This window comes from Billgrantia hypersalina (assembly GCF_052584175.1).
The window spans coordinates 1-22,924 of sequence record NZ_JBMIQI010000002.1; the positions used below are offsets into that span (position 1 = coordinate 1).

General features: G+C 64.5%; 22 protein-coding genes and 1 pseudogene. 13 read left to right on the forward strand and 10 right to left on the reverse strand.

Features of this window, described 5'->3' with window-relative positions:
- From ACOJCM_RS00120 to ACOJCM_RS00140, 5 genes and pseudogenes are all read right to left on the reverse strand, one after another.
- Positions 1 to 75: pseudogene (locus tag ACOJCM_RS00120) on the reverse strand (electron transfer flavoprotein subunit beta/FixA family protein); the annotation flags it as partial.
- Positions 76 to 167: 92 nt separating this feature from the next.
- Complete coding sequence (locus ACOJCM_RS00125) at positions 168 to 1,556, reverse strand: hypothetical protein (RefSeq protein ID WP_445210028.1); 1,389 nt, start codon at positions 1,554 to 1,556, stop codon at positions 168 to 170.
- Positions 1,553 to 1,978 carry a PaaI family thioesterase gene (locus tag ACOJCM_RS00130; protein WP_445210029.1) on the reverse strand — a complete coding sequence of 142 codons (426 nt, stop codon included), beginning with the start codon at positions 1,976 to 1,978 and terminating at the stop codon, positions 1,553 to 1,555. Before ACOJCM_RS00130 ends, ACOJCM_RS00125 begins: the two co-directional genes overlap by 4 nt.
- Entirely contained in the window at positions 1,975 to 3,576 is a 1,602-nt protein-coding gene (locus ACOJCM_RS00135) for a class I adenylate-forming enzyme family protein (protein WP_445210030.1), read from the reverse strand. Before ACOJCM_RS00135 ends, ACOJCM_RS00130 begins: the two co-directional genes overlap by 4 nt.
- Positions 3,576 to 4,727: an acyl-CoA dehydrogenase family protein gene (locus ACOJCM_RS00140; RefSeq protein ID WP_445210031.1), complete on the reverse strand. Its 1,152-nt coding sequence runs from the start codon at positions 4,725 to 4,727 to the stop codon at positions 3,576 to 3,578. Before ACOJCM_RS00140 ends, ACOJCM_RS00135 begins: the two co-directional genes overlap by 1 nt.
- Positions 4,728 to 4,928: 201 nt before the next feature.
- Between ACOJCM_RS00140 and ACOJCM_RS00145 the strand changes: the two genes are divergently transcribed.
- From ACOJCM_RS00145 to ACOJCM_RS00185, 9 genes are all read left to right on the forward strand, one after another.
- Entirely contained in the window at positions 4,929 to 6,458 is a 1,530-nt protein-coding gene (locus tag ACOJCM_RS00145; RefSeq protein WP_445210032.1) for a 3-hydroxyacyl-CoA dehydrogenase, read from the forward strand.
- A gap of 18 nt (positions 6,459 to 6,476) precedes the next feature.
- Positions 6,477 to 7,685 carry a 3-oxoadipyl-CoA thiolase gene (locus ACOJCM_RS00150; RefSeq protein WP_445210033.1) on the forward strand — a complete coding sequence of 403 codons (1,209 nt, stop codon included), beginning with the start codon at positions 6,477 to 6,479 and terminating at the stop codon, positions 7,683 to 7,685.
- Positions 7,686 to 7,777: 92 nt separating this feature from the next.
- The gene (locus ACOJCM_RS00155; RefSeq protein ID WP_445210034.1) at positions 7,778 to 8,590 is read left to right on the forward strand and encodes an IclR family transcriptional regulator; all 813 of its coding nucleotides are present in this window, start codon (positions 7,778 to 7,780) and stop codon (positions 8,588 to 8,590) included.
- Between the two features lie 96 nt (positions 8,591 to 8,686).
- On the forward strand, positions 8,687 to 9,808 hold the full coding sequence (locus tag ACOJCM_RS00160; RefSeq protein ID WP_445210035.1) for an MlaE family ABC transporter permease: 1,122 nt from the start codon (positions 8,687 to 8,689) through the stop codon (positions 9,806 to 9,808).
- Entirely contained in the window at positions 9,805 to 10,611 is an 807-nt protein-coding gene (locus ACOJCM_RS00165; RefSeq protein ID WP_445210036.1) for an ABC transporter ATP-binding protein, read from the forward strand. Before ACOJCM_RS00160 ends, ACOJCM_RS00165 begins: the two co-directional genes overlap by 4 nt.
- Positions 10,611 to 11,549 carry an MlaD family protein gene (locus ACOJCM_RS00170; protein WP_445210037.1) on the forward strand — a complete coding sequence of 313 codons (939 nt, stop codon included), beginning with the start codon at positions 10,611 to 10,613 and terminating at the stop codon, positions 11,547 to 11,549. The genes ACOJCM_RS00165 and ACOJCM_RS00170 overlap by 1 nt, the downstream gene beginning before the upstream one ends.
- Entirely contained in the window at positions 11,546 to 12,166 is a 621-nt protein-coding gene (locus ACOJCM_RS00175; protein WP_445210038.1) for an ABC-type transport auxiliary lipoprotein family protein, read from the forward strand. The genes ACOJCM_RS00170 and ACOJCM_RS00175 overlap by 4 nt, the downstream gene beginning before the upstream one ends.
- A gap of 115 nt (positions 12,167 to 12,281) precedes the next feature.
- Positions 12,282 to 12,968, forward strand: coding sequence for a DNA-binding transcriptional regulator CsiR (gene csiR, locus ACOJCM_RS00180; protein ID WP_445210174.1), 687 nt, complete (start codon positions 12,282 to 12,284; stop codon positions 12,966 to 12,968).
- Positions 12,969 to 13,117: 149 nt separating this feature from the next.
- Entirely contained in the window at positions 13,118 to 13,339 is a 222-nt protein-coding gene (locus ACOJCM_RS00185) for a hypothetical protein (protein ID WP_445210039.1), read from the forward strand.
- Here ACOJCM_RS00185 and ACOJCM_RS00190 read toward each other — a convergent pair.
- From ACOJCM_RS00190 to ACOJCM_RS00200, 3 genes are read right to left on the reverse strand one after another with little or no spacing between them, the layout of a single operon-like run.
- A complete protein-coding gene (locus tag ACOJCM_RS00190) occupies positions 13,306 to 14,289 on the reverse strand; it encodes a biotin-dependent carboxyltransferase family protein (RefSeq protein WP_445210040.1) in 984 nt (327 codons plus the stop codon). The genes ACOJCM_RS00185 and ACOJCM_RS00190 overlap by 34 nt on opposite strands.
- Complete coding sequence (gene pxpB, locus ACOJCM_RS00195) at positions 14,286 to 14,996, reverse strand: 5-oxoprolinase subunit PxpB (protein WP_445210041.1); 711 nt, start codon at positions 14,994 to 14,996, stop codon at positions 14,286 to 14,288. Before pxpB ends, ACOJCM_RS00190 begins: the two co-directional genes overlap by 4 nt.
- Positions 14,993 to 15,745 (reverse strand): 5-oxoprolinase subunit PxpA, encoded by a 753-nt coding sequence (locus tag ACOJCM_RS00200; protein WP_445210042.1) that lies wholly within the window; start codon positions 15,743 to 15,745, stop codon positions 14,993 to 14,995. Before ACOJCM_RS00200 ends, pxpB begins: the two co-directional genes overlap by 4 nt.
- Before the next feature lie 216 nt (positions 15,746 to 15,961).
- On the opposite strand from ACOJCM_RS00200, the gene ACOJCM_RS00205 reads away from it, so the two are divergent.
- The 4 genes from ACOJCM_RS00205 to ACOJCM_RS00220 all read left to right on the forward strand — a co-directional run bounded on the left by ACOJCM_RS00205 (position 15,962) and on the right by ACOJCM_RS00220 (position 19,395).
- Positions 15,962 to 16,399: a VOC family protein gene (locus ACOJCM_RS00205; protein ID WP_445210043.1), complete on the forward strand. Its 438-nt coding sequence runs from the start codon at positions 15,962 to 15,964 to the stop codon at positions 16,397 to 16,399.
- 50 nt (positions 16,400 to 16,449) lie between these two features.
- Complete coding sequence (locus tag ACOJCM_RS00210) at positions 16,450 to 17,433, forward strand: TRAP transporter substrate-binding protein (RefSeq protein ID WP_445210044.1); 984 nt, start codon at positions 16,450 to 16,452, stop codon at positions 17,431 to 17,433.
- A gap of 68 nt (positions 17,434 to 17,501) precedes the next feature.
- Positions 17,502 to 18,059, forward strand: a complete 558-nt coding sequence (locus tag ACOJCM_RS00215) for a TRAP transporter small permease (RefSeq protein WP_445210045.1) — start codon at positions 17,502 to 17,504, stop codon at positions 18,057 to 18,059.
- Between the two features lie 31 nt (positions 18,060 to 18,090).
- Positions 18,091 to 19,395, forward strand: a complete 1,305-nt coding sequence (locus ACOJCM_RS00220) for a TRAP transporter large permease (protein WP_445210046.1) — start codon at positions 18,091 to 18,093, stop codon at positions 19,393 to 19,395.
- Here ACOJCM_RS00220 and ACOJCM_RS00225 read toward each other — a convergent pair.
- Together ACOJCM_RS00225 and ACOJCM_RS00230 are read right to left on the reverse strand one after the other, a co-directional pair.
- Complete coding sequence (locus ACOJCM_RS00225) at positions 19,303 to 21,255, reverse strand: protein kinase domain-containing protein (protein WP_445210047.1); 1,953 nt, start codon at positions 21,253 to 21,255, stop codon at positions 19,303 to 19,305. The genes ACOJCM_RS00220 and ACOJCM_RS00225 overlap by 93 nt on opposite strands.
- Before the next feature lie 9 nt (positions 21,256 to 21,264).
- On the reverse strand, positions 21,265 to 22,905 hold the full coding sequence (locus tag ACOJCM_RS00230; RefSeq protein WP_445210048.1) for a dihydrolipoyllysine-residue acetyltransferase: 1,641 nt from the start codon (positions 22,903 to 22,905) through the stop codon (positions 21,265 to 21,267).
- Positions 22,906 to 22,924: the final 19 nt, after the last annotated feature.

Sequence of the window (22,924 nt, forward strand, 5' to 3'; positions counted from 1 at the left end):
GTCGGAGTGATCCGGCTTGACGCGGATCTTGACGTTGTAGTCGATGACGCGTTTGACCGCGACGAGTACTTTCATGGGCTCTCTCCCGATTCATATCCATGGCCTGACGAGCAGACCGACCTCAACTTCCTAACGGTGTACAGCAGCGAGGCAAAGCCTCATGCGTCCTACCAAGACGCGAACAGGAACCAAGCGGACAGCAGCGGAATGCAGGTCAGCAGGAAACGCGCATTCCAACGATAGCCAATGCGGGTCGAGGCGACACCGGTAAAGCGCGACAGGATCAGCATCGAAGCTGTCATCGGCGAGGACATCAGGGCCAGCGCCCAGCCCACCATCAACGAGGCGCCGACGATAGCAGGTGTCAGCCCCTCGATGGCCAACGTGGGAAGCAACCCGACCAGCAGGGTCACGGTCACGATCGGATTGATTCCCACCTGAGCGAGCACCACTACCGCCAGCATGGCCAGCACGGCATTCGCCGCGCCCAGCGGACCGAGTACCACCATGAGCGGTCCCAGGCTTTCCACATCGATCAAGCCCACGCACAGGTGGCCGAGGTACCCCGCCGCCCCCAGGACGACCACCTCGTTGGCACTGGGTGCCAAGAGCCAGGGCAGCTGGCGCTGCAGGCTGGCGAGCGCCGCCGGAACGCCCAGCAAGCCCAGCCGTCGCCGCTGCCAGGCCAGCCAGGCCAGGGCCCCGAGCGGCGCACCGAGAAGCGCGGCAACAGGGAGGCGGACCTCGAGCGACCAGGCGAGGAAGGATACTAGCGAGACGATTCCCAGCAGCAACAGGCAGAAACGACCGAGCGGCGCCAGGGAAGGCGCCGGCGACTTTGCCTTGCGTGCGGCGGGATGCGGGCCGGTGACAACATCCACCGCCCAGCCCACCAGGAAGATGACCAGCGCGGCCCCGATCACGTAGGGCGCCAGGTCGAGCCAGCGTAACTCGGGCAGGCTGGAAAGCACCACGGCCACGCCGATACCCATCGGCGAGATCAGCGGCGCCAGAGAGAAACCTCGCAGCAGGGCCAGCATCATCCGCCGCCGGCGCGCCCGCTGCACCCAGGCACGCCCCTGGGCGGCCGACAGGGTGTTGCTCTTCTCGATCATGCCGGCGAAGAGGTTGAGTACGCCAATATTGAGAATGATGCCGAACAGCGCCGAGCCGGCGGAAAGGATGGGATAACGACGCCCGGGTGGCTGTAGCAGCATGGCCTGGCCGCAACGACGCACCAGGCTCGAGCGATAGGCGGGCAGGCGCAGCAGGCTCAACGCCACCACGAAGGTGGCGAAGAAGGCGAAGCGGCCGGCCGCCTCGAACAATAACGAACCCGGCGATTCGACATGCCATAGCACGAACAGGGTCAACGTCCCGGCCACCAGCAGCAGCCCATTGGCCATGGGAGACAGCACGCCTCGTAGCGTCGCCAGGTAGGCCGCCAATGCCAGCACGCCAATTGCCTGCAGGATCGTGTTGCCGAACACGAGGTGGCATAGCGTGCTCAGGGTGACCAGCACCAGCAGCCCGGTGCGCAGCCGAACCCGCGTCACTCTTCCATTCCCTCCCGGGACTCGCTGCCGCTGCGACGCCGAAAAGCGCCTTCCCCCAGGGCCAGCAACCCACCGCTGGCATCGACGACTTCCCCGCTGGCCAGGTAAACCTTGCGTCCGCCGCCACGCACCCGGCCGGTGGCCCGCAACAAGCCGACGCCGGCGGGCCCAACGAAGGTTGTCGTCAATGATAGCGTCATGCCGCGGCGTACCCGCCCGGGTAGATCGCAGTAGAGACCGGCGAGGCTCAGGGCACTGTCGAGCATGGAGGTGAGAACGCCACCATGTACGATACCGCTGCGGTTCAGATGATGCGCGTCGGCCACCAGTTCGACGATGGCGATTCCGTCGGACCACTCGACCACCTGCATGCCGAGCAGCTCGTGGTAGCCCATCAGTGCCTTTTGGGGGGCATCGTTCATGCACTGTCCTCCCGACCGGCCAGGTCGCGCAGGCGTCCCTTGAGAATCTTGCCGCTGGCCGTGGCCGGCAACGCATCCACCAGCACCAGCCGAGAGGGTCGCTTGTACGGAGCCAGCCGCTGGGCGAGGAAGTCGTCAAGCTCCGCCTCGTTGACCGCAGCGCCGGGTTCGCACTGGACGAAGGCGACGACCTCCTCGTTGCCGGCCACTTGGCGCCCCACTACCGCCGACAGCGTCACGTCCGGATGCTCGTTGATCACCGCCTCGACATCGGGGGGATAGATATTGAAGCCGGAGCGAATGATCAGCTCCTTGCTGCGGCCGACGATGTAGAGCTGCCCGTCTTCGTCGAAGCGGGCGATGTCGCCGGTATTGAGCCAGCCATCCGCCGTGAGGCAGGCACGGGTGGCCGTCGGCTGGCGGAAGTAACCCTTCATCACGTTGGGGCCGCGCACCCATAATTCGCCTGCCCCCTCGTGGTCCGACTCGTTCTCGCCGGCCTCTCCCAGCGGCTCGAGACGGTACTCCAGCAGTGGCAGCACGCGCCCGACGGTATTGCTGTCGAAGCGGTCCTCGATACGCGTCTGGCTGATGGTCGGACTCGCCTCGGTGAGGCCGTAGCCATTGTGAAGCGTGAGACCGAACAACGCCTGCACACGCCGCTTGAGGTCGCCATCGAGCGGCGAGCCACCGGCGGAAATGTAGCGCAACTCGGGGGCAACGAGAGGACGAGCCTCACGACGCAGGTACTCCAGGGTACGCGCAAACATGGCCGGTACACCCTGCAGTACGGTAATGCGCTCGTGTTCCAGCGCCTCGAGCATCGACGCAGCATCGAAGCGCGGTACGGTATAAAGGCAGGCGCCGTTGTAGAGCGAGCCCATGCACACCGACGACAAGCCGAACACATGCGACATGGGAAGTACGCCGTAAACCCTTTCGCCTTCGCCAAGATGGCGCATGCCGCCGGAAAGCGAAGCGATATAGAGGATGCCGCGATGGGTCAGCATGACTCCCTTCGGGGCCCCGGTGGTCCCCGAGGTGTAGATCATTGCCGCGACCTGGTCGGCACCGCTGGCCGTGACCGGCTCCGACGCCACCTCGCACAGCGCGGACAAACGCAGACGTCCCAAGGAAGGATGCTCGTATGCCTCGGCACCATGACGCTCGCCGTGGGCCTCGGCGTCCGGCGAGGCCTCGCTGGTGTAGAACACCCGGCGCGGCTGGCAATTGTCGCGGATGGCATCAATCTCAGGGGCCGATAGCCGCGAATTGACGATAGCCACCCAGGCGTCACGCTCGCTCGCCGCGAGGAGCAGCACGACTAGCGCCCGGCCGTTCTCGCTCACTGCCATGATGCGGTCGCCGGGGCGAATCCCCAGCGTATCGAGCCATTCGGCGGCGGCGCGGATCTCGCGACCGAGCTGGGCAAAGCTCCAGCGCACGCTGCCATCGACCAGCGCCGGACGCTCCGCGAGATGCACGGCGTTCTCCAGCACGCGAGTGCTGAGCCGCTCCGGCAGCTCGGCAATCAACTCGCTGGCCAAGCGACCGAAGATCGCTTCGTCGGGTGCCCGGCGCGTCACGGAAAGCGTCATCAGCTCGCCTCCCGCACCATGTTGCGGGCAATCACCAGTTGCTGGATCTGGGTCGTACCCTCGTAAATGCGGAACAGACGTACGTCACGATAGAAACGCTCCACCGCGTACTCGGCAATATAGCCGGCACCGCCATGCACCTGCACCGCACGATCTGCGACACGCCCCACCATCTCGGCGCAGAACAGCTTGCAGCAGGAGGCCAGCGTGGAGACATTCTCGCCGCTATCCTTGCGCCTCGCGGCATCCAACACCATGCTGCGGCCGGCATAGGCTTCGGTCTTGCTGTCGGCCAGCATCGCCTGGACCAGCTGGTGCTCGGCCAGAGGCACGCCGAACTGCTTGCGCTCCATGGCATAGTTGAGCGACTCCTCGACCAGGCGCTCGGCCACGCCCACGCACACTGCCGAGATGTGCAGGCGCCCCCGGTCGAGTACCTTCATCGCGGTCTTGAACCCCTGCCCCTCGCGGCCGCCAATGATGTTCTCGGCGGGTACCCGACAGTCATCGAAGATGATGTCGCAGGTATGCGCTCCCCTCTGCCCCATCTTCTTGTCGGCCGGGCCACGCTTGAGCCCCGGTGTATCTCCCTCGACGATGAATGCCGTGATGCCGCCCGCCCCCTTGTTGTCAGGATCGGTGCGTGCCATCACGGTGAAGACATCGGCTTCCGGACCGTTGGTAATGAAGCGCTTGGTGCCATTGAGGACGTAATGATCGCCATCGCGCACCGCCGTCGTGCGCAAGCTCGCGGCATCGGAGCCGGAATCGGGTTCGGTGAGGCAGAAGGAGCTGAGCAATTCACCGGTCGCCAGGCGCGGCACGTACTTCGCCTTCTGTTCGGGTGTGCCATCGATCAGGATGCCCTGTGCGCCGATGCCGTTGTTCGTGCCGAAGATCGAGCGGAAGGCCGGCGACGTCTTGCCGATTTCCATCGCCACCAGCGCCTCCTCTTCCATGCTCAGGCCCAGTCCACCGAACTCCTCCGGGATCGACAGGCCGAATAGGCCCATCTCCTTCATTTCCTCGAGCAGTTCGGGTGGCACGGCATCCTCTTCCGCCAGGCGTGCCTCATTGGGTATCAAGCGCTCGCGCACGAAGCGGGAAATGGTATCGATGAGCTGATCGAGCAGTTCGGGATCGCGAATCATGGCATGTCCTCACGAGTGTGGCGGGGCAAATCCTGGCCGGACCTTGAAATGTCGGGCTTTCAGCGAATAATTTCGCATAGCAGAATGAAAGACCGCTTTTTATTGTCAGGCACTCTTGCATAGCCTAGGATGGTCGTCAATAAAACGAAACCAGGTTTTGCCAAGCGAAATACAAAAAACGCATCAAGAGAGGACGTCAACATGTCGAACGGCATCTCGCCGACCCGCCCCCCCTTTCATACTCTGGGAATCGTCGGCACCGGCGCCATGGGGCGCGGTATCGCCCAGATCGCCGCCCAGGCCGGGCTGACCGTCTACTTGCACGACATGCGCACTGGCGCCGTCGACGAGGCGCGTGACTTCATTGCCGGCATGTGGCAGCGCGCCGTGAAGAAACAGCGGCTCAGCGAAGCCGATGCCGAGCGTTATCTGGCCAGCCTCAAGCATGCCGAAACGCTCGCTGAACTAGCCGGGTGCGACATCGTCGTCGAGGCCATCGTCGAGAAACTCGAAGCCAAGCAGTCGCTCTTCACCGAGCTTGAGGAGATACTCGACGAACGCGCCGTGCTGGCCACCAATACCTCGTCGCTCTCGGTGACGGCCATCGCCTCGGCCTGTCGCCATCCGCAGCGCGTGATCGGGTTTCACTTCTTCAATCCCGTTCCGCTGATGAGGATCGTCGAGGTGATCCCGGGACTGCGCACCGCAAGCGAGGTGGCCGACAACGTCGAGGCGCTGGGCCGGGCCATGGGCCATTTCACCGCCCGCGCCACCGATACGCCGGGTTTCCTGGTCAATCATGCCGGGCGTGCCTTTGGCACCGAGGCACTGCGGATCCTCGGCGAGAGCGTCACCGACCCCGCCGTTGTCGATCGCATCCTGGTCGATCAGGGCGGTTTTCGCATGGGGCCGTTCGCGCTGCTCGACCTCACCGGACTCGATGTCTCCCACGCCGTGATGGAGTCGATCTACCACCAGTATTATGAGGAGCCACGTTTTCGACCCTCACCGTTGACGCGCCAGCGACTGACCGCCGGGCTGCTCGGACGCAAGAGCGGCGAGGGTTTCTACCGTTACATCGACGGCAAGCCCCAGGTGCCCGATGACCCCTCGCTGCCAACGGCCGCGCCGCGCCCGGTATGGATCGGAGCCGAGGAGACCGATGCCGGACAGGCCCTCGCCGAACTCGTGCACAGTGCGAACTGGCCACTCGAGAGCGGCAAGTCACCCACTTCGGAAGCGCTCTGCCTGCTCACGCCGCTGGGTGAAGATGCCACTGGCTGTGCCGTTCGCCTGGGCCTGCCGGCCGAGCGCTGCGTGGCCATTGACATGCTGGCCGGCCTCGACAGGCGCCGCTCGCTCATGCTCACCCCGGCCACCCGAGGCGACATACGTGATGCCGCCATGGCCCTGCTTGGCCACGATGGCACGCCGGTCAGCGTCATCAACGACAGCAACGGTTTCGTGCTGCAACGCGTCGTGGCATGCATCGTCAACGTTGGCAGCGAAATCGCTCAGCAGGGCGTGGCAGACCCGGCCACTATCGACCGAGCCGTGGAACTGGGCCTGGGCTATCCCCGGGGGCCGCTGGCCATGGGCGACCACTACGGTAGCCGCCGCATTCTCGCTATTCTCGACACCCTGCTGACAGCCACGGGCGACCCACGCTATCGCGCCAGCCCGTGGCTACGCCGCCGTGCCACCCTAGGCCTGCCGCTGACAGCGGCTTGAGGCAACCAAGGAGCTTCCATGCAAGACGCCTATATCTTCGACGGCCTGCGCACGCCGTTCGGCCGCCACGGGGGCAGCCTGGCCGCCGTGCGTCCCGATGACCTGCTCGGCCACGTGCTGAAGGCGCTGGTCGAGCGCAACGCTTTTGCCACCGAAGCCTACGAGGAGGTGCTGGCCGGCTGTACCAACCAGGCCGGCGAGGATTCGCGTAACGTTGCCCGCCATGCGGGACTGCTGGCCGGGCTGCCCGTGGGGGTGGCCGGGCAGACCGTCAACCGGCTTTGCGGCAGCGGACTCGCTGCCATCATCGATGCCGCTCGCGCCACCCGCCTCGGCGAGGGCGAACTGTTCCTGGCCGGAGGCGTGGAGTCCATGTCCCGCGCCCCATATGTGCTGGGCAAGGCCGAGTCCCCCTTCGCCCGCAACCAGCCGATGTACGATACGGTGATCGGCTCGCGCTTCCCCAACCCTTGGCTAGCGCGGGAGTACGGCAGCCACAGCATGCCGGAAACCGCCGACAACGTGGCCCACGACCTTGGCATCGACCGTGACGCCAGCGACGCCTATGCCGCCCGCTCCCAGGCACGCTACGCCGAAGCCCGGGACCAGGGGTTCTATGACGCCGAACTGCTGAGCATCGAGGTGCCCCAGGGGCGCAAGCAACCGCCGCTTGTCGTGGCGAGCGATGAACATCCACGCCCGGGAACTGATGTCGATAAGCTCGCCCGCCTCGGACCACTGTTCGAGGGTGGTGTGGTCACTGCCGGCAACGCCTCGGGGCTCAACGACGGTGCCGCGGCTTTGGTCGTGGGCAGCCTGGCGGCCGGTGAACGTGCCGGCAACGCCCCTCGGGCACGCATCGTATCCAGCGCCGTGGCCGGGGTTCCACCGCGGGTGATGGGATTGGGCCCGGTTCCCGCCAGCCGCAAGGCGCTGGAGCGTGCCGGCCTCGCCCTCGACCAGATGGACGTCATCGAGATCAACGAGGCCTTCGCCGTCCAAGTGCTGGGCTGCGTGAAGCAGCTTGGCCTTGATGCCGATGACAGCCGGCTCAATGCCAACGGGGGCGCCATCGCCATCGGTCACCCGCTCGGTGCCTCGGGAGCGCGTCTGGCCCTGACCGCCCTGCGCCAGCTGGAAGCCACCCGTGGCCGCTACGCCCTGGTCACCATGTGCATCGGCGTCGGCCAGGGCATCGCCTGCATACTCGAGCGCCTGGACGCCTGAACGACCCGCATTCTCCCGTGCCGGGGTCGCCAGCGGACCCGGCACGAGGCGATATGCGATACTCCGCCAAACGATTGCGTCAGGGAGTCGTAATGAACAAGCCTGTCCCTCTGGAAGACGATCAGGCCACGGCGGCCAAGGATCGCAACTTCGTCACCGCCCTGGCCCGGGGCCTGGAGCTGCTGCGTGCCTTTGGCACCGGTGAAGAGTACCTGGGCAATGCCGAGCTCTCCGGTCGTACCGGCATTCCGCGACCGACGGTATCGCGCCTGACCTATACGCTGACCCAGCTCGGCTACCTGCGTCACAATACCCGGCTGGAGAAATACCGTCTGGGGCCGGGCATCCTGGCGCTGGGTTATCGCTTCCTGGCAAGCCAGGGCATTCGCGAGATCGCGCGCCCCTTCATGCAGCAGTTCGCCGAGGCCACGGATTGCAACGTCAGCCTGGGGGCGGCCGACAAGACTGACATGGTCTACATCGAAAGCTGTCATGGCAGCGGACCGTTGATCATGCGCCTCGACGTGGGTTCGCGCTTGCCCATGGCAACCACGGCGATCGGCCGTGCCTGGCTGTGCGGCCTCCCCGAGCCACGCCGCGAAGCGGTACTGGCCGAGCTCGCCCGCGTCCATGGAAACGACTGGCCAACGCTGGAAAAAGGGATCCGGCGCAGCCAGGAAGAGTACGAGCGCTACGGTTTCTGCCTCTCTGAAGGCGACTGGCAATCCCAGATCAGCGCCGTTGCCACACCGCTCATCCTCGAGGATGGGGCCGAGGTCATGGCCATCAACTGTGGCGGTGCCGCGCATCGCCTCGGCCATTCGATCATGGTCGACAACCTGGGGCCGAGGCTCAAGGAGGTGGCGCGGCGCATCCTGAGGGAACTGCAGCACGGCAACGACTGACCGCTGGTAGCAGGAAGCACCTCGCTATCCCCCAGGGACGTATGACGATATAGTGGGAATTGGCATCATTCTTCAGGGAGAGACGAACGACTCGCCATGCCCCACACTGCCTCCCGTCCCGGCATGCTCGTCCAGGATGCTCATCGGGTGAGCGCCGTAGGCGACTGGACGCTGCCGCATTACGCCAGGCTGCGAGACGCCGTAGCCGGGGTCCACCAGGTCGACTCCATCGACCTGGAGCAGCTCGGAGAGCTGGACACCGCGGGCGCCTCCCTGCTGGTCGACCTGCTCGGTCCCGATGCCCTGCGCGAAACTGCCAGGTACGCCTTGAAACTTCGCCCTTCGCAGCTTGCGCTGTTGACGACGGTGGCCGATGCCGCTCAGGGTCCGCTCTATCCGCCCCAGCCGCCTCGTACCGGCCTCAAGTCGACGCTGGCCGACCTGGGCCGGGCCATTGAAGACCTCGGCCGACAACAAGGGAAACTGCTCGCCTTCATCGGGTTGACGCTCGTCACGCTGACGGTAGCCCTGAAGTCTCCCCGCCGCTGGCGCCTCACCTCACTCGTCGCCCACATTCAGCAGATCGGGCTCAACGCCCTGCCCATCGTGGCCCTTCTCACTTTGCTGGTAGGAGCCGTCGTGGCGTTTCTTGGCGCCACCGTACTGCAGGATTTCGGAGCGACCCTCTACACCGTCAACCTGGTGACCTATGCGTTCCTGCGTGAGTTCGGTGTACTACTGGCCGCCATACTGCTGGCCGGCCGTACCGCCAGCGCCTTTACCGCCCAGATCGGCGCCATGAAGGCCAACGAGGAGCTCGACGCGCTGCGTGCCCAGGGTCTCGACCCCATGGAACTTCTGGTGTTACCCCGCGTACTGGCGATGATGGTGAGCCTGCCCATCCTGACCCTGGTCGGCATGCTCAGCGGGATGCTGGGTGGGGCCCTGGTCTGCGCCGTGGTGCTCGATATCCCTTCCACTCAGTTTCTCACCATCCTGCAGCGCGACATTCCCCTTGGCCATTTCCTGGTAGGCATCGGCAAGGCCCCACTGTTCGCCTTCGTTATCGCCGTGATCGGTTGCCTCGAAGGCTTCAAGGCCGACCCCAGCGCCCAATCCGTGGGGGAACACACCACTTCCAGCGTGGTGCAGTCGATCTTTCTCGTGATCCTGCTCGATGCACTTGCTGCGCTGTTCTTCCTGGAGATGGGCTGGTGAGTCAGCGAGAGGAAGCCATCGTCGAGATACGCGGCCTGGTCAATCGCTTCGGACGCCAGGTGGTACACGATGGCCTGGACCTGGACATCCGCCGCGGCGAGATACTGGGCGTCGTGGGCGGCTCCGGCACCGGCAAGTCGGTTCTCCTGCGCAGCATCGTCGGCCTGAAGCGGCCCGATGACGGCGCCATTCGTGTCTTCGGCGAGGATCTGCAGCGTTTGCCTCCGATTCGGCGAGCCAGGCTCGAGCGTCGCTTCGGCGTACTGTTCCAGCGCGGCGCCCTCTTCTCCTCGCTCAACCTGCAGGAGAACGTCGCCCTGCCGCTCGTCGAACACGCGGGCCTGTCGCGCGCCGACGCCGAGCGACTCGCTCGCGTAAAGCTGGCGCTTGCGGGCTTGCCTCCCGACGCTGCCCACCTCAACCCGGCGGAGCTGTCGGGCGGTATGATCAAGCGCGCCGCTCTCGCCCGCGCCCTGGCGCTCGACCCCGAGGTGCTGTTTCTCGACGAGCCCACCGCGGGTCTCGACCCCATCGGGGCCGCCGCTTTCGACCGGTTGCTCAAGACACTGCGCGACGCGCTCGGCTTCAGTGTGTTCCTGGTCACGCATGATCTCGATACCCTCTATTCGATCTGCGACCGGGTCGCCGTCATCGCCTCAGGGCAGGTGCTGGTGGCCGACACCCTGGCGGCCGTGGAAGCCACTGACGATGCTTGGGTATACCAGTATTTTCATGGCCCCAGAGGGCGTGCCGCCAGTCTGGCGGCGCATCGCCACCCATCGCCACAAGGGGAGTATCGCTGATGGAAACCCGCGCTCACCACGTCGTCATCGGCTTGTTCGTCGTAGTGGCCATCGTCGGCGGGGCCCTGTTCGCCCTGTGGCTCAACCAGAGTACCCGGGCCCAGGCCTATACCGAGTATGAGGTCCTGTTCAACCACGGTGTCAGTGGCCTCGCCGAGGGCAACGCCGTGGAGTACAGCGGTGTGCGAGTCGGCGACGTGGTCGAGTTGCGCCTCGACCCGGCCGATCCTCGCAACGTCATGGCACGCATCCGCGTCGAGAGCCAGGTGCCGATTCGCCAAGACACACGGGCGCGCCTGGCGCTTGCCAACATCACCGGCAGCATGTCCGTACAGCTGCACGGCGGTTCGCCCGAGAGCCCCTTGTTGATCTCGCGCCAAGACGCTCCGCCGCGAATCGTTGCCGACCAGTCGCCGCTCGGCGCACTGCTCAGCGACAGTGAAGAACTGCTGGGCAGCGTCAACCGCGTGCTGACACGACTGGAGGCGGTACTGTCGGAGGACAACGTGGAGAACGTCGAGCGGATACTGGCCAACCTGGAGCGCACCACGGCTCAGCTCGCCAGCCTGGGTGACACTCCCGGACGGCTGGCCGAGCACATGGACGAAGTCTCGCGGGAAGCCGCCCGCGCCCTGGCCGAAATACGCGCCCTGACCAGCCGCACCGGCGGCATGATGCAGAACCATGCCGAAGACATCATGATCGATGCCCGCGACCTCACGGCCAGCCTCGCTCGTGCGGCCGGCAGCGTGGAAACGCTGCTGGAGGAGAACCAGGGTGCGCTGGAGAGCGGACTGCGCGGCGTGGAGGAGCTGGGGCCTGCCACGTTCGAATTGCGCAATACGCTCTCTACCCTCAATCGCCTGGTACGTCGCCTGGAAGAGAACCCCCGCGATTTCCTGCTGGGCCGGGATCGCGTTGAGGAGTTCAGCCCGTGACGCTCCGCTCACGTTGGCCGGGTGTGCTGCTGGCTTCCGTGATACTGGCACTGGCCGGGTGCAACCTGGTGCCGGAGCGTACCCCGATCGCGCTCTACGACCTGCCTGCCCGCCCCCTCGAACCCGCCCCCGGCGACAGCCCGCGTATCGAACTCACCCTACGTCTTGCGACACCTCGCGCCGATGGCTTGCTGGAAGGCTCACGCATCGTTGTCGTACCGCAGCCCAATCGGCCACAGGTCTACGAAGGCGTGCGCTGGTCGGACGGCGTTCCGCTGTTGCTTCGCGACCGCCTGATCGATGCCTTTCATGACGACGGTCGTGTCCTGCATCTGGTGCCGGCTCGAAGTGGTGTGTCGGCGGACGTGGAACTGCTCACCGATCTGCTTCGCTTTCGCAGCGAATACCGTGAAGGCCATCCCGAGGCGGAGGTTCGCCTGGACGCCCGCCTGGTCGACGCAAGCACCGGTGAATTGATTGCCAGCCAGCGCTTCTCCCAACGTCACGTTGCCGACAGCGAGGCCGTTGGCGACGTGGTCGAAGCTTTTGGATTAGCCACGGACAGGCTGGCGAGCGAGCTGGTCGACTGGAGCGCGGACCAGCTGCAACAGCGCTGAGAGCGGCGCCCGGCCCGGCGAATGTAGATACTTGGCGTTAATAACCCTTAGTTACCGACAAAGCTTCCATTTGGGTATCATGTGCGGCAAAAGCAAGGAAAAAGCGATAATGACGATGGATAGCTTGCCGCGACAGAACCTCGGCATCAGCGCTTACAGCTGGCTCAAGCGCGATATCACCCGTGGCGAATTCCAGCCCGGCGAGAAACTGCTGATGAGCCGACTCAAGGAACGCTACGAACTGGGTATCGGCCCCCTACGCGAGGCCTTGTCACAACTCGTCGCCGAGCGCCTGGTGGTTGCCATCAGCCAGCGCGGCTACCGGGTCGCCCCCATGTCGCTTGCCGAAATCAACGATCTCTACGATGCGCGCGCGCAGCTGGAAGGCTTGATGCTCAAGCTTGCCATCGAGCGCGGCGACGATGCCTGGGAAGCCGATATCCTGGCCAAGGCGCATACGCTGTCGAAGATCATGGAAGTGAACAGCCCCGATGAATTGCTCGACGTCTGGGACGCTCGTCACAAGGCGTTCCATACGGCCATCGTGACGGGCTGTCGCTTACCTCACCTGCTGCAAGTTCGCGATAGCCTGTTCGACCAGGTAGAACGTTACCGTCACCTGTGGTTGCGCGAGACGGTTTTCTCGGAAGAGGCGCTCGAGCGCAAGCGTCAAGAGCATGCCGCCCTGGTCGATGTCATCCTCGAGCGGCAGGCCGAACGCGCCGCCGACATGATGCGTGAACACCTGATGACACCAGTGCCGATCATTACCGAAGTGATGTCGCGCCGCGGACTGGCATGAACGCATAGCCATTCATCACGCCGTCACTCCCCTGTCATGCCCGTCAGCGACAATCCCGGTGACAGGCCGCGCTTGCCGATTTATGTTGTGAACGAAACCACAAGAGCCGGCCAGCGCTACCCGGCTTGCCAGCTCCGATGGAGGGCACCATGCCACATCTACTGCGGTTCTCACGCGATATCGAAACCCGCCTCGAGCGACTCGCCCAGCGTACCGGCAAGAGCAAGGGAGAGCTCATCGAGCGTTGCCTGAACGTAGGCATGCACGATCTCGAATCCCAATTGCTGCTGGAGGAAGCGGTCAGCACGCCGCTGCCCATCGACAAGCCCTCCCTCGATCAGGTATTGCGCGAAAGCGGCCTGGGCGCCTGACCCACGCCGCCTTCAGCGATCTTACCCAGGTAGCGACGATGTTCCGCCAGAGCACGTTCGCGGGAGGTGGCCACCAGCCTGACCGCGTTTTGCGGTAGGCATTGAGACAAGCGCGCCGCGGCAAGGGGCGTCAACGCCCCGAGGCGGGGATATCCCCCAATGGTCTGGCGGTCATTGAGCAAAACGATGGGCTGCCCATCCTTCGGCACCTGCACCGCTCCCAGGGGGATGCCTTCCGAAATCATGCTTTCGAGTCTGCAATGCAGTGCGGGACCGAGCAGCCTCACTCCCATGCGGTCAGCGCGGTCATCGACATGCCAGGGCTGGTTGAAGGCACGGTAGAGGCTAGCCCCGGTAAAAGTGCCAATCTGCGCGCCGGGAACCAGTGCCAGGTGGTTGCCATCGAGGGTGGGGCTTGTCCTTGGGTCGAAAGGCAGTCGGCGCGTGACTGACGGCTTCCCACGCCATTCGAGTCGATCACCAGCCTGAAGCGCCCTGCCATCGCCGTGCTGGCCGCCCAGCTGTTCTCGCGGCGTGGCACTGCGACTGCCCAGCACCTCCGTCGCGTCGAAGCCGCCCGGGACCGCCAGGTAGACGCGAAGACCGTTGCGCGGCTGTCGGAAGACGAGCTGTTGACCAGCCGCCACGCGGAAGGCCGCGCCGGGCGCGAGCGGATAATCGTCTAACCGCGCGTCGAGATCCGCCCCCACCAGGGCCAGCGTCGTCTCCTTTTCGACTTCAAGCGTCAGGCCGCCCCCGAGGACGATTTCCAGCGCCGCGGCGTGCAGTGGATTTCCCAATAGCCAGTTGGCCCAGTAAAACGATACCCAGTCGGCAGCGCCTCCCTGGGTCACTCCCAGGTGACGCACACCGTAGCGCCCCCCATCCACCATGAGCGCCAGGGGTCCCTTCTGGACCACCCGTAGGGAGTCGGTCGCCGGTACGGTCATGATACGGCCTCCAGCGGTGTCGTATCCCCGCCCTGTTCGATGAACTCCTCTCGACTTATCGCCCGGAAGCGCACGCGATCACCGGGACGCAACAGCGGTTCGCCACGCCTCGCATACTCGAACAGTGGCAGCGCGGTTCGCCCCAGGATGTTCCACCCACCCGGCGAAAGCAGCGGGTAGATCGCTGTCTGGCGGTCGGCAATGCCGACACTGCCTGCTGCCACCCGCTGCCGCGGCGTCTTCAGGCGCGGGGTGGCCAACACCTCTTCCACCAATCCCATGAAGCCATAGCCGGGGGCGAAGCCGAGCGCAAAGACCTGATACTCCCGGCCGCAATGTAGCCGCACCACATCGTCCACCGCGATACCGGCCCGCTCGGCAATACGCGTCAGCTCGGGGCCGACGCTGGGGTCGTACCACACCGGCACCTCGTGGCGCCGACCTAGCCCGGTGCTCGCCGGTTCGAGACGATCGAGTACAGACGCGATACGCCGAATCGCCTCATCGTGCTCAAGTTGCAGGCAGTCGTAGTGGAGCATCAGCGTGGTATACGAAGGCACCAGGTCGATCAGCGAATCGGCAAAGGCCTCGCGAAGCGCCGCGTCGGCAGCCATGATCCAGGCCATGTTGGACTCGTCAATTCGGTCGAACAGGCGCACCATGAAGACATCGAAGGCCGTCAGCTCGATACGGGCCTTTCTCGTCACGTTGCCTCCAACGCTCGGAAGGCTTCGCGAATCGCCCGCACCGCCGCGACCGATTCGGGATTGTCGCCGTGCACGCAGAGCGTATCGCAGGGTAGCTGCAGAAGCGTGCCGTCGGCGGCCTCGAGGGGCTCACCGCGGGCCAGGCTTACGGCCTGGGCGACAATGACCGCCTGGTCGTGATGCACGGCCCCCGGCAGGCGGCGGGAGACGAGATGCCCGTTGGCATCGTAGGCCCGGTCGGCGAAGGTCTCGAACCACACCGTGATACCCATCTCCCTTGCCAGCTCACGACTCGGCTCGGGGTCGGCGGTGGCCATCAGCATCAGCGGGAGGTTCGGATCATAGCTGCGCACCGCCTTCATTACGGCACGCAGCAAGTCGGCGTCACGTGCCATGTCGTTGTACAGCGCGCCATGGGGCTTGACGTAGCGTAAGGCGGTACCTTCGGCCTGGCAGATACCGGCAAGTGCACCGGCCTGGTAGAGCACCATGTCCTCGATCTCGGCAGGAGAGCAAGCCATGGAGCGACGCCCGAAACCCATCAGGTCGGGATAAGCCGGGTGAGCCCCGACCTTTACCCCATGCTCCACTGCAAGCCGTACCGTATGACGCATCACGTGGGGGTCCGAGGCGTGAAAGCCACAGGCGACATTGGCGCAATCGACGTAGGGCATCACCTCGCTGTCGAGCCCCAGTGAATAGTTGCCGAAGCTTTCCCCCATATCGCAATTGAGCAGCGGAACGGTCATTGGCGACTCCTGGATTGTCCGGTGTTATGGACTGTTATCGGGACGAATTCCACTATATGTAGCGCCTGATTTCATTGCCAATCGTTTTTGACGACATTCGTATCGTCGCCACCTATCGTATTGTTATTAGATGGAAAAACGGTTGACGAAGCCTCACTTCGGGATTATCAATGGAATCAGGCATGTCATGACAACGTCAACAAAAGGAGCCCTCTCATGGCGGTGAAAGATCCTTTCCATCTCGCCGTACAGGTTCGCGATATCGACGAGGCGCGGCGATTCTACGGCGATTTCCTGGGCTGCCCTGAGGGTCGCTCGTCTGAAAGCTGGGTCGATTTCAATCTCTTTGGGCATCAGTTCGTCTGCCACTTGAACCCCGCCCTGCGTGACGCCCCGGTTGCCAGCCACAAGAATCCCGTCGACGGCCACGGCGTACCGGTGCCCCATTTCGGTGTCGTGCTGGACATGGCAGCCTGGGAAGCTCTGGCCCAGAAGCTGCGCGACCACGGCGTCCCTTTCGAGATCGAACCCTACATTCGCTTCAAGGGCGAACCGGGCGAACAGGCAACCATGTTCTTCTACGATCCCTCCGGCAACGCCCTGGAGTTCAAGGCGTTCAAGAATCGCGAGGAACAGCTGTTCAAGAAGGCCTGAGCCGACCCGCAACAAGGCAACCAACACAAGACCAACAAAGAGAGAAGACAATGAACGCTACCCTGCCCCGCTCCCTGCTGCTTGTCGCAGCCTGCAGCCTATCCACGGCGGCGACAGCCGCCGAATGGACCATGGCCACACCCTATGGCGATGCCAGCTTCCACACCAAGAACGCCAAGCAGTTTGCCGAGGACGTGGCGGAAGCCACCGGCGGCGAGTTGACCATCAACGTTCACAGCGGCGGTTCACTGGTCGCCCACGGCGAGATCAAGCCTTCAGTCCGTCGCGGCACCATCGAGGCCGGCGAGGTGTTTCTCTCTACGCTCTCCAACGAGGACCCGATATTCGAGGTCGATACCCTGCCCGGCGTAGCCGGCAGCTATGACGAGGCGTATGCGCTGTGGGAAACCACGCGCCCCGTCATCGAGGAGCTGTTTGCCAACCAGGGCCTGATGCCGCTCTACGCCGTTGCCTGGCCGGCCCAGGGGATCTACACCGACTTCGAGCTGAACGACCCGGAGCAGTTCGAAGGGTTGCGGGTGCGTGCGCCCAACATCAATACCCAGCGCTTCGTCGACTACCTGGGCGGCAGCCCCACCGAGACCGAGGAATCGGACATCCCCACCGCCTTCAGCACCGGCCGGGTCGATGCCATGATCACCTCGAGCTCCACCGGCAACTCCATGACCGCCTGGGATTACGTCTCGCATTACACCGACGCCAACCTTTGGCTGCCAAAGAATATTGTCTTCATCAACCAGCGCGCTTTCGACAGTCTCGACGAGGCCACCCAGGACGCCCTGCTGGAAGCCGCCGAACGGGCCGAGGAGCGCGGCTGGCAAATGAGTCGGGAGGACAACCAGGCGAGCCTCGAGACGCTGCAGGAGAACGGCATCACCGTCTCCACGCCGAACGAGGAAGTGGCAGCCGCACTGCAGGAAGCGGGCGATCAACTGTTCTCGGCATGGGAAGAACGTGCCGATGAGCAAGCCCAACAGGTCCTTCAGGAGTATCAGGACCAGCGCGGCGACTGAACTTTGCCCCACGATGGCGCGGCGGCCCGGCTGCCGCGCCTCCTGCCAGGACGCCATGAGCCCGTGCCATGACCTACAAGTTCCATTTCCTCTATCGTCTGGGCGCCTGGGGAGCGGCTGCCTGCATGGTGGCCATCTGCGCCCTGGTCGCCTTGCAGGTCACGTTCCGCCTGCTCGATGCCCTGCTCATGCTGGTCGGCATGAAGCGGTTCGGCTTCAGCATTACCGGCGTCTCGGAAGTGGCGGCCTACCTGCTGGTCGGTGCGACTTTCCTGGGACTGGCCTACACCTTCATCCACCATGCCCATATTCGTGTCACGCTCCTGATCTCTCGCTTGCCGTCGGCGCTGCGCGCCTGGTTCGAGGTCTTCTGCCTGACGGTCGCACTGATTATCACCCTACTGCTCGGCTACGGCCTGGTCGGACTCATTCGCGAGAGCCTGGCGTTCAATGATGTCTCCTCCGGCTTCCTGTCGATTCCTCTGTGGATTCCCCAGACCGTGCTGCTCGTGGGCGTCGGCCTGCTCGGCCTGGCGTTGGCGGAAACCCTCGCCATGACGCTGCGTATCGCCATCCGCGAGCCGGGCAGTTTCCGCGAAGCGTCCGACGACAGCGAGCCTCGTTGAGGCGAGCCGCAACCACACGGAGACACCATTCGTGCTGACACTCAGCCTGGTCACCATCGCTACCCTGGCGATCCTGCTCGGCAGCGGGGTATGGATTGCCTTCGCCCTGATCGGCACCGCCTGGATCGCCTTGGCCTTCTTCAGCCCCTTCGCGCCGGGATCGGTGCTCGCTTCCGATTTCTGGGGGGCCAGCTACGGCTGGGACCTGACCGCCCTGCCGATGTTCATCTGGATGGGCGAGATCCTGTTTCGCTCGGGGCTTGCCGACAACATGTTCCGCGGCCTGTCGCCATGGCTCAATCGCATGCCCGGCCGCTTGCTGCACACCAACATCGTCGGCAGTGGCATGTTCGCCGCCGTCTGCGGCTCGTCGGCGGCCACCTGCGCCACGGTGGGCAAGATGACCTTGCCGGAACTGGAGCGTCGTGGCTACGACAGCAACATGGCCATCGGCACCTTGGCCAGCGCCTCGACCCTGGGGCTGCTGATTCCCCCCTCCATCGTGCTGATCGTCTACGGCGTGGTCACTGAACAGTCGATCTCGAGGTTGTTCATGGCCGGCATCGGCCCGGGCCTGATGATTCTGGCCCTGTTCATGGGTTACCTCGTCGCCTGGTCACTGCTGCGGGGGAATCGCCGAGGATTGACCGGCCGGGACGAATCGTCGCTGCCGCTGCGCGAGAAGCTGCACAACACGCTCGAACTGATTCCCATCTTGCTCCTGATTGGCGGGATCATCGTGTCGATCTATGGCGGGCTCGCCTCGCCGACCGAGGCCGCAGCGGTCGGCGTGGTATTGTCGATGCTCATTGCCCGCTGGAACGGCAGCTTCGGCGTCGACGTGTTCAAGGCGTCGCTGTTCGCTGCCGTGCGGACGGCCTGCATGATCGCATTCATCATTGCCGGCGCCTCGTTCTTGACCTCGGCCATGGGCTTTACCCAGGTCCCCATGCAACTGGCCCGGGCCATCGGCGAGATGGGCCTGTCGCCCACCATGCTGCTGGTCGCACTGACCCTGCTCTTGCTGGTGATGGGCTGCTTTCTCGATGGCATCTCGCTGATCCTGCTGGTAACGGCCATCATCATGCCGCTGGTGGACGCGGCCGGGTTCGACTTGATCTGGTTCGGCATCTACCTGGTCATCGTGGTGGAGATGTCGCAGATCACACCGCCGGTGGGCTTCAACCTCTTCGTCATCCAGGGACTGACGGGCAAGGACATCGTTACCATCACCAAGGCCACGCTACCCTTCTTCCTGCTGATGCTGGTCGCTATCGCGCTGATGCACCTGTTTCCGGACATCGCCCTCTACCTGCCCCAGAGCATGACCCGCTGAAGCGACAACGCCCGAGACCGCTCCCTGTGCGTCGTCATGGCGGAGTTCTTCGCGGGGGTTACGCGGGTAGTAGCGCTCCGGCTGGCGCTCGACGTGAGCGAAGAAGCGCGTGTCCTTGTAGGGCATCTTCATGAAACCCGACACCCCGAGCCCCTCGATCAGGCCCACCGCATCGAGGATATCCTCGAGCCGCTCGCGAAATTCTGCCTCCCGGGACGGGTCGAGAAGGCGGTAGTAACTGTGAATCTTGAGGTGCTGGGGCAGCGCCTCGAAGATGATCATGCCGGTGTGGTGGATATCGTTGAGTGCCTCCAGCGAGGTGATGATCGGCTCCGGCAGGACCAGGAACTCCTCGGGGTCGGGCCCGTCCTCGAAGTAGCTGTGCAAGCGACTGCGATCCTCGAGCTCAGGCACGGCGCTGACTTCGTAGCGCAGCCGCATGCCGGGTTCGATCGTGAAGGGGTGCGCCGGGCTCTCGCGATCCAGGTGCAAGGTGTCGCGCGCATTGAACAGACAGCTCTTGAATATGCCCTGGCGGTAGATGGCCCGTGCCAAGTTGACCATGTTGTTCACCGCTGCGATGAAGGCGGGCCGCAGCGCGGAGTCATGCAGATTGAGCGAGGTGTCGATATAGACACCGTCAGCTTCCCAGCGTACCGCGAGCCCGCCTACCACCGGATACCTGCCCAGGCGGCTCACCGCGGCGAGAAAGGCCTTCTCGGTTTCACCCATGCCTTGCATGAAATTCTTGTAGTAGCGGTCGAGCTGAACGTCGTTGACGTCGTTGAGCGTCTCACGCCCGCCCTCCTCGCGCAGGAAGGCCTTGCGCGAGCTGTACACCACCGTGTCGATCTCGCGCGTCGATGGCCGGACCCAGGTCGGCACCAGCGGCGTCTCCGCCGCTTCCGGCAGGTCGATCATCACGACCCGCGAAAGCCGCGGCATCTCGCGAATGAAGTGATCCCCGGCCCGCAGGCGCACCCTCGGATCGGGATCGAGCATGCCATCGAGCATGCGCGCAAATTCCATGGGCAGCCCCAATGAGGTGGCGGGTATCGCGCGATGGCCGAAACGACACGACTGGGCCGAGGCCAGTGCGTACAGGGTGCCGGCGGTGCCCTGCTCATCGAAACGCGGCGAGGAGAGAGCGCCGTTGAGCTGCTCCTCGCCGATAAAGTAGACGTCGCCCAGGCGCGCATTGGTCTGCTGCAGGTTGTCCGACATCAGTTCCATGACGTTGGCGGCAACGAACTGCTGACTGGCATCGAGCTGGGCGAACACCGACGAGCCCCAGTCGATCAGCGCGACCGCCTCGCGGCGGGCGTCGAAAACCAGGTTCGAGGGCTTGATGTCGCCATGCACGATGGGGCGTCCCGCCGGCCCCGACTCGCGACGCAGGCTGCGCAGAATGTCGGCGAGCTGGTCGGCAATATGTACTACCAGGCGCGGCGACAGGCGCCCCTCGCGCAGCGAGACCTCCTCCAGGTTGATCCCCGGTGCGCGCTGCATCACCAGAATCGACTGGTTGCGCACGCGCTGGAAGGCGATCAGCCGCGGTACCCGAGGGTGGTCGACATGCTCCAGCATGAACGCCTCTTCCTCGAGGCGGTCCTGCAGCTGCTGGGGCAGATTGACCCGGGTGAACTTGAAGACATACTCTTCGTCGTGGGCGGTGATGCCGGCAAAGACGAAGCCATAGGCGCCCTTGCCGATCAGCTCGATGTGCCGATAGCCCAGTTGCTCTAGCTGGGCCCGACACAACGCCACCCACTCCTTCAGCTTGCGTGCATCATCGTGGCTGAGCAGGTAGATCGACTGCTCTTCCGGTATGTAGAACTGCTGCAACGCCGCCTGTGACATGGTCCGACCTCAGCCCAGGTGAAGGAGCATGGTCTCCGGCGCTTCCAGGTATCCCTTCCAGGCGTTGCAGAAGCGGGCAATGGTGCCGCCATCGATCACCCGGTGGTCGCCCGCCCAGGTCACTGTCATGATCGCTCGCTTCGTCAACTCACCCCGTTCGTCGAAGCGTGGCAGCCACTGGCTCTTGCCGATGGCAACGATGGCCAGTTCCGGGGCGTTGATGATGGGAGCCGCATAAGTACCACCGAGCGCTCCGATGTTGGAGATACTGATGGTGCCGCCCTTGAGGTCCTCCTGGGCCACCCGCCCTTCACGCGCATCGGCGGTGAGGCGCTGGATTTCGCGCGCCACGTCGAGCACGCTGCGCCGTTCCACCTGCTTGACGTTGGGCACGATCAGTCCCGTCTGGCTGTCCACCGCCATGCCGACGTTGACCGACGGCAGGTAGTGGATCTCGGTGACCTCGGCGTTGAGCCTGGCATTGAGGATCGGCTCTTCGCGGACCGCCAGCGCCAAAGCCTTCATGAAGAACGGCATCAGCGTGAGACGTACCTGCTGCGCCTGGGCCACCGGCTTTAGCCGCTCGCGCAGGGCCAGTAGCTCGGTGACATCGATTTCCTCGCCATACTGGAAGTGCGGAATGGTGCTGGCCGACTCCACCATGCGCCGCGCCATTACCGCTCGTACACCGCGAATCGGTTCGACCCGGACCTCACCGCGTGTCTCGCTCGGCACATCCCCTTGGCGCACGGTGCTTTCGTTTGCCGAAGCCGCCACTGACGGCTCGGGCTGCGCCTGGCCGTGCTCGGACTGGCCGTGCTCTAAATAGCGCAGCACGTCCTCCTTGAGCACGCGACCGTCCTTGCCCGAACCGGGAATCGCCTCGAGCGACAGGCCATGCTCGCGTACCAGGCGGCGAACGGCGGGGCTCGCCGGGATGCGCCCGTAGGGGCCGCGACCGCCACTGGCCACCGGGGTAACGCCGGGCGTCTGTGCCGGGCTCACGGCGCGCGGTGCCTCGGTATCGACGGCACGGCGCTCGCTCGGCTCCGCATGGGCGGGAACATAGGCGAACAGCGGGGCATGGACTCGAGCAATCTCCCCCTTTGGCACGTAAAGCTTGCTGACGGTGCCCGCTTCGGGAGCTGTGATCTCGACCAGCGCCTTGTCGGTCATCACATCGACCAGCGGCTGGTCCTCCGCGATCGCCTCGCCCTCAGCCACGCGCCACTCCACCACCTCGCACTCGACGATCCCCTCGCCGATGTCGGGAAGAATGAAATCCTTCGCCGAGACGTCAGGATCGACACTCGCCTCGGCGACAGGTGCCGGCGCTTCCGCGGCCGGACTCGCCACTTCGTCCTCGTCCCTTGCGACAGGTCGCGGCGGCTCGACCGTTTCGGTGCTCTCCTCGCCCTGGGCCTCATAGGCGAACAGGGGAGCATGTACCTTGGCAATCTCGCCCTTTGCCACGTACAGCTTGGTGACACGCCCAGCCTCGGGTGCGGTGATTTCGACCAGTGCCTTGTCGGTCATCACCTCCACCACCGGCTGGTCCTCGGCGATCTCGTCGCCTTCGCTGACGCGCCATTCGACCACTTCGCACTCCACGATACCTTCGCCGATATCGGGCAGCATGAAATCGCTCATTGTCTTCTCCTGTCCTGAT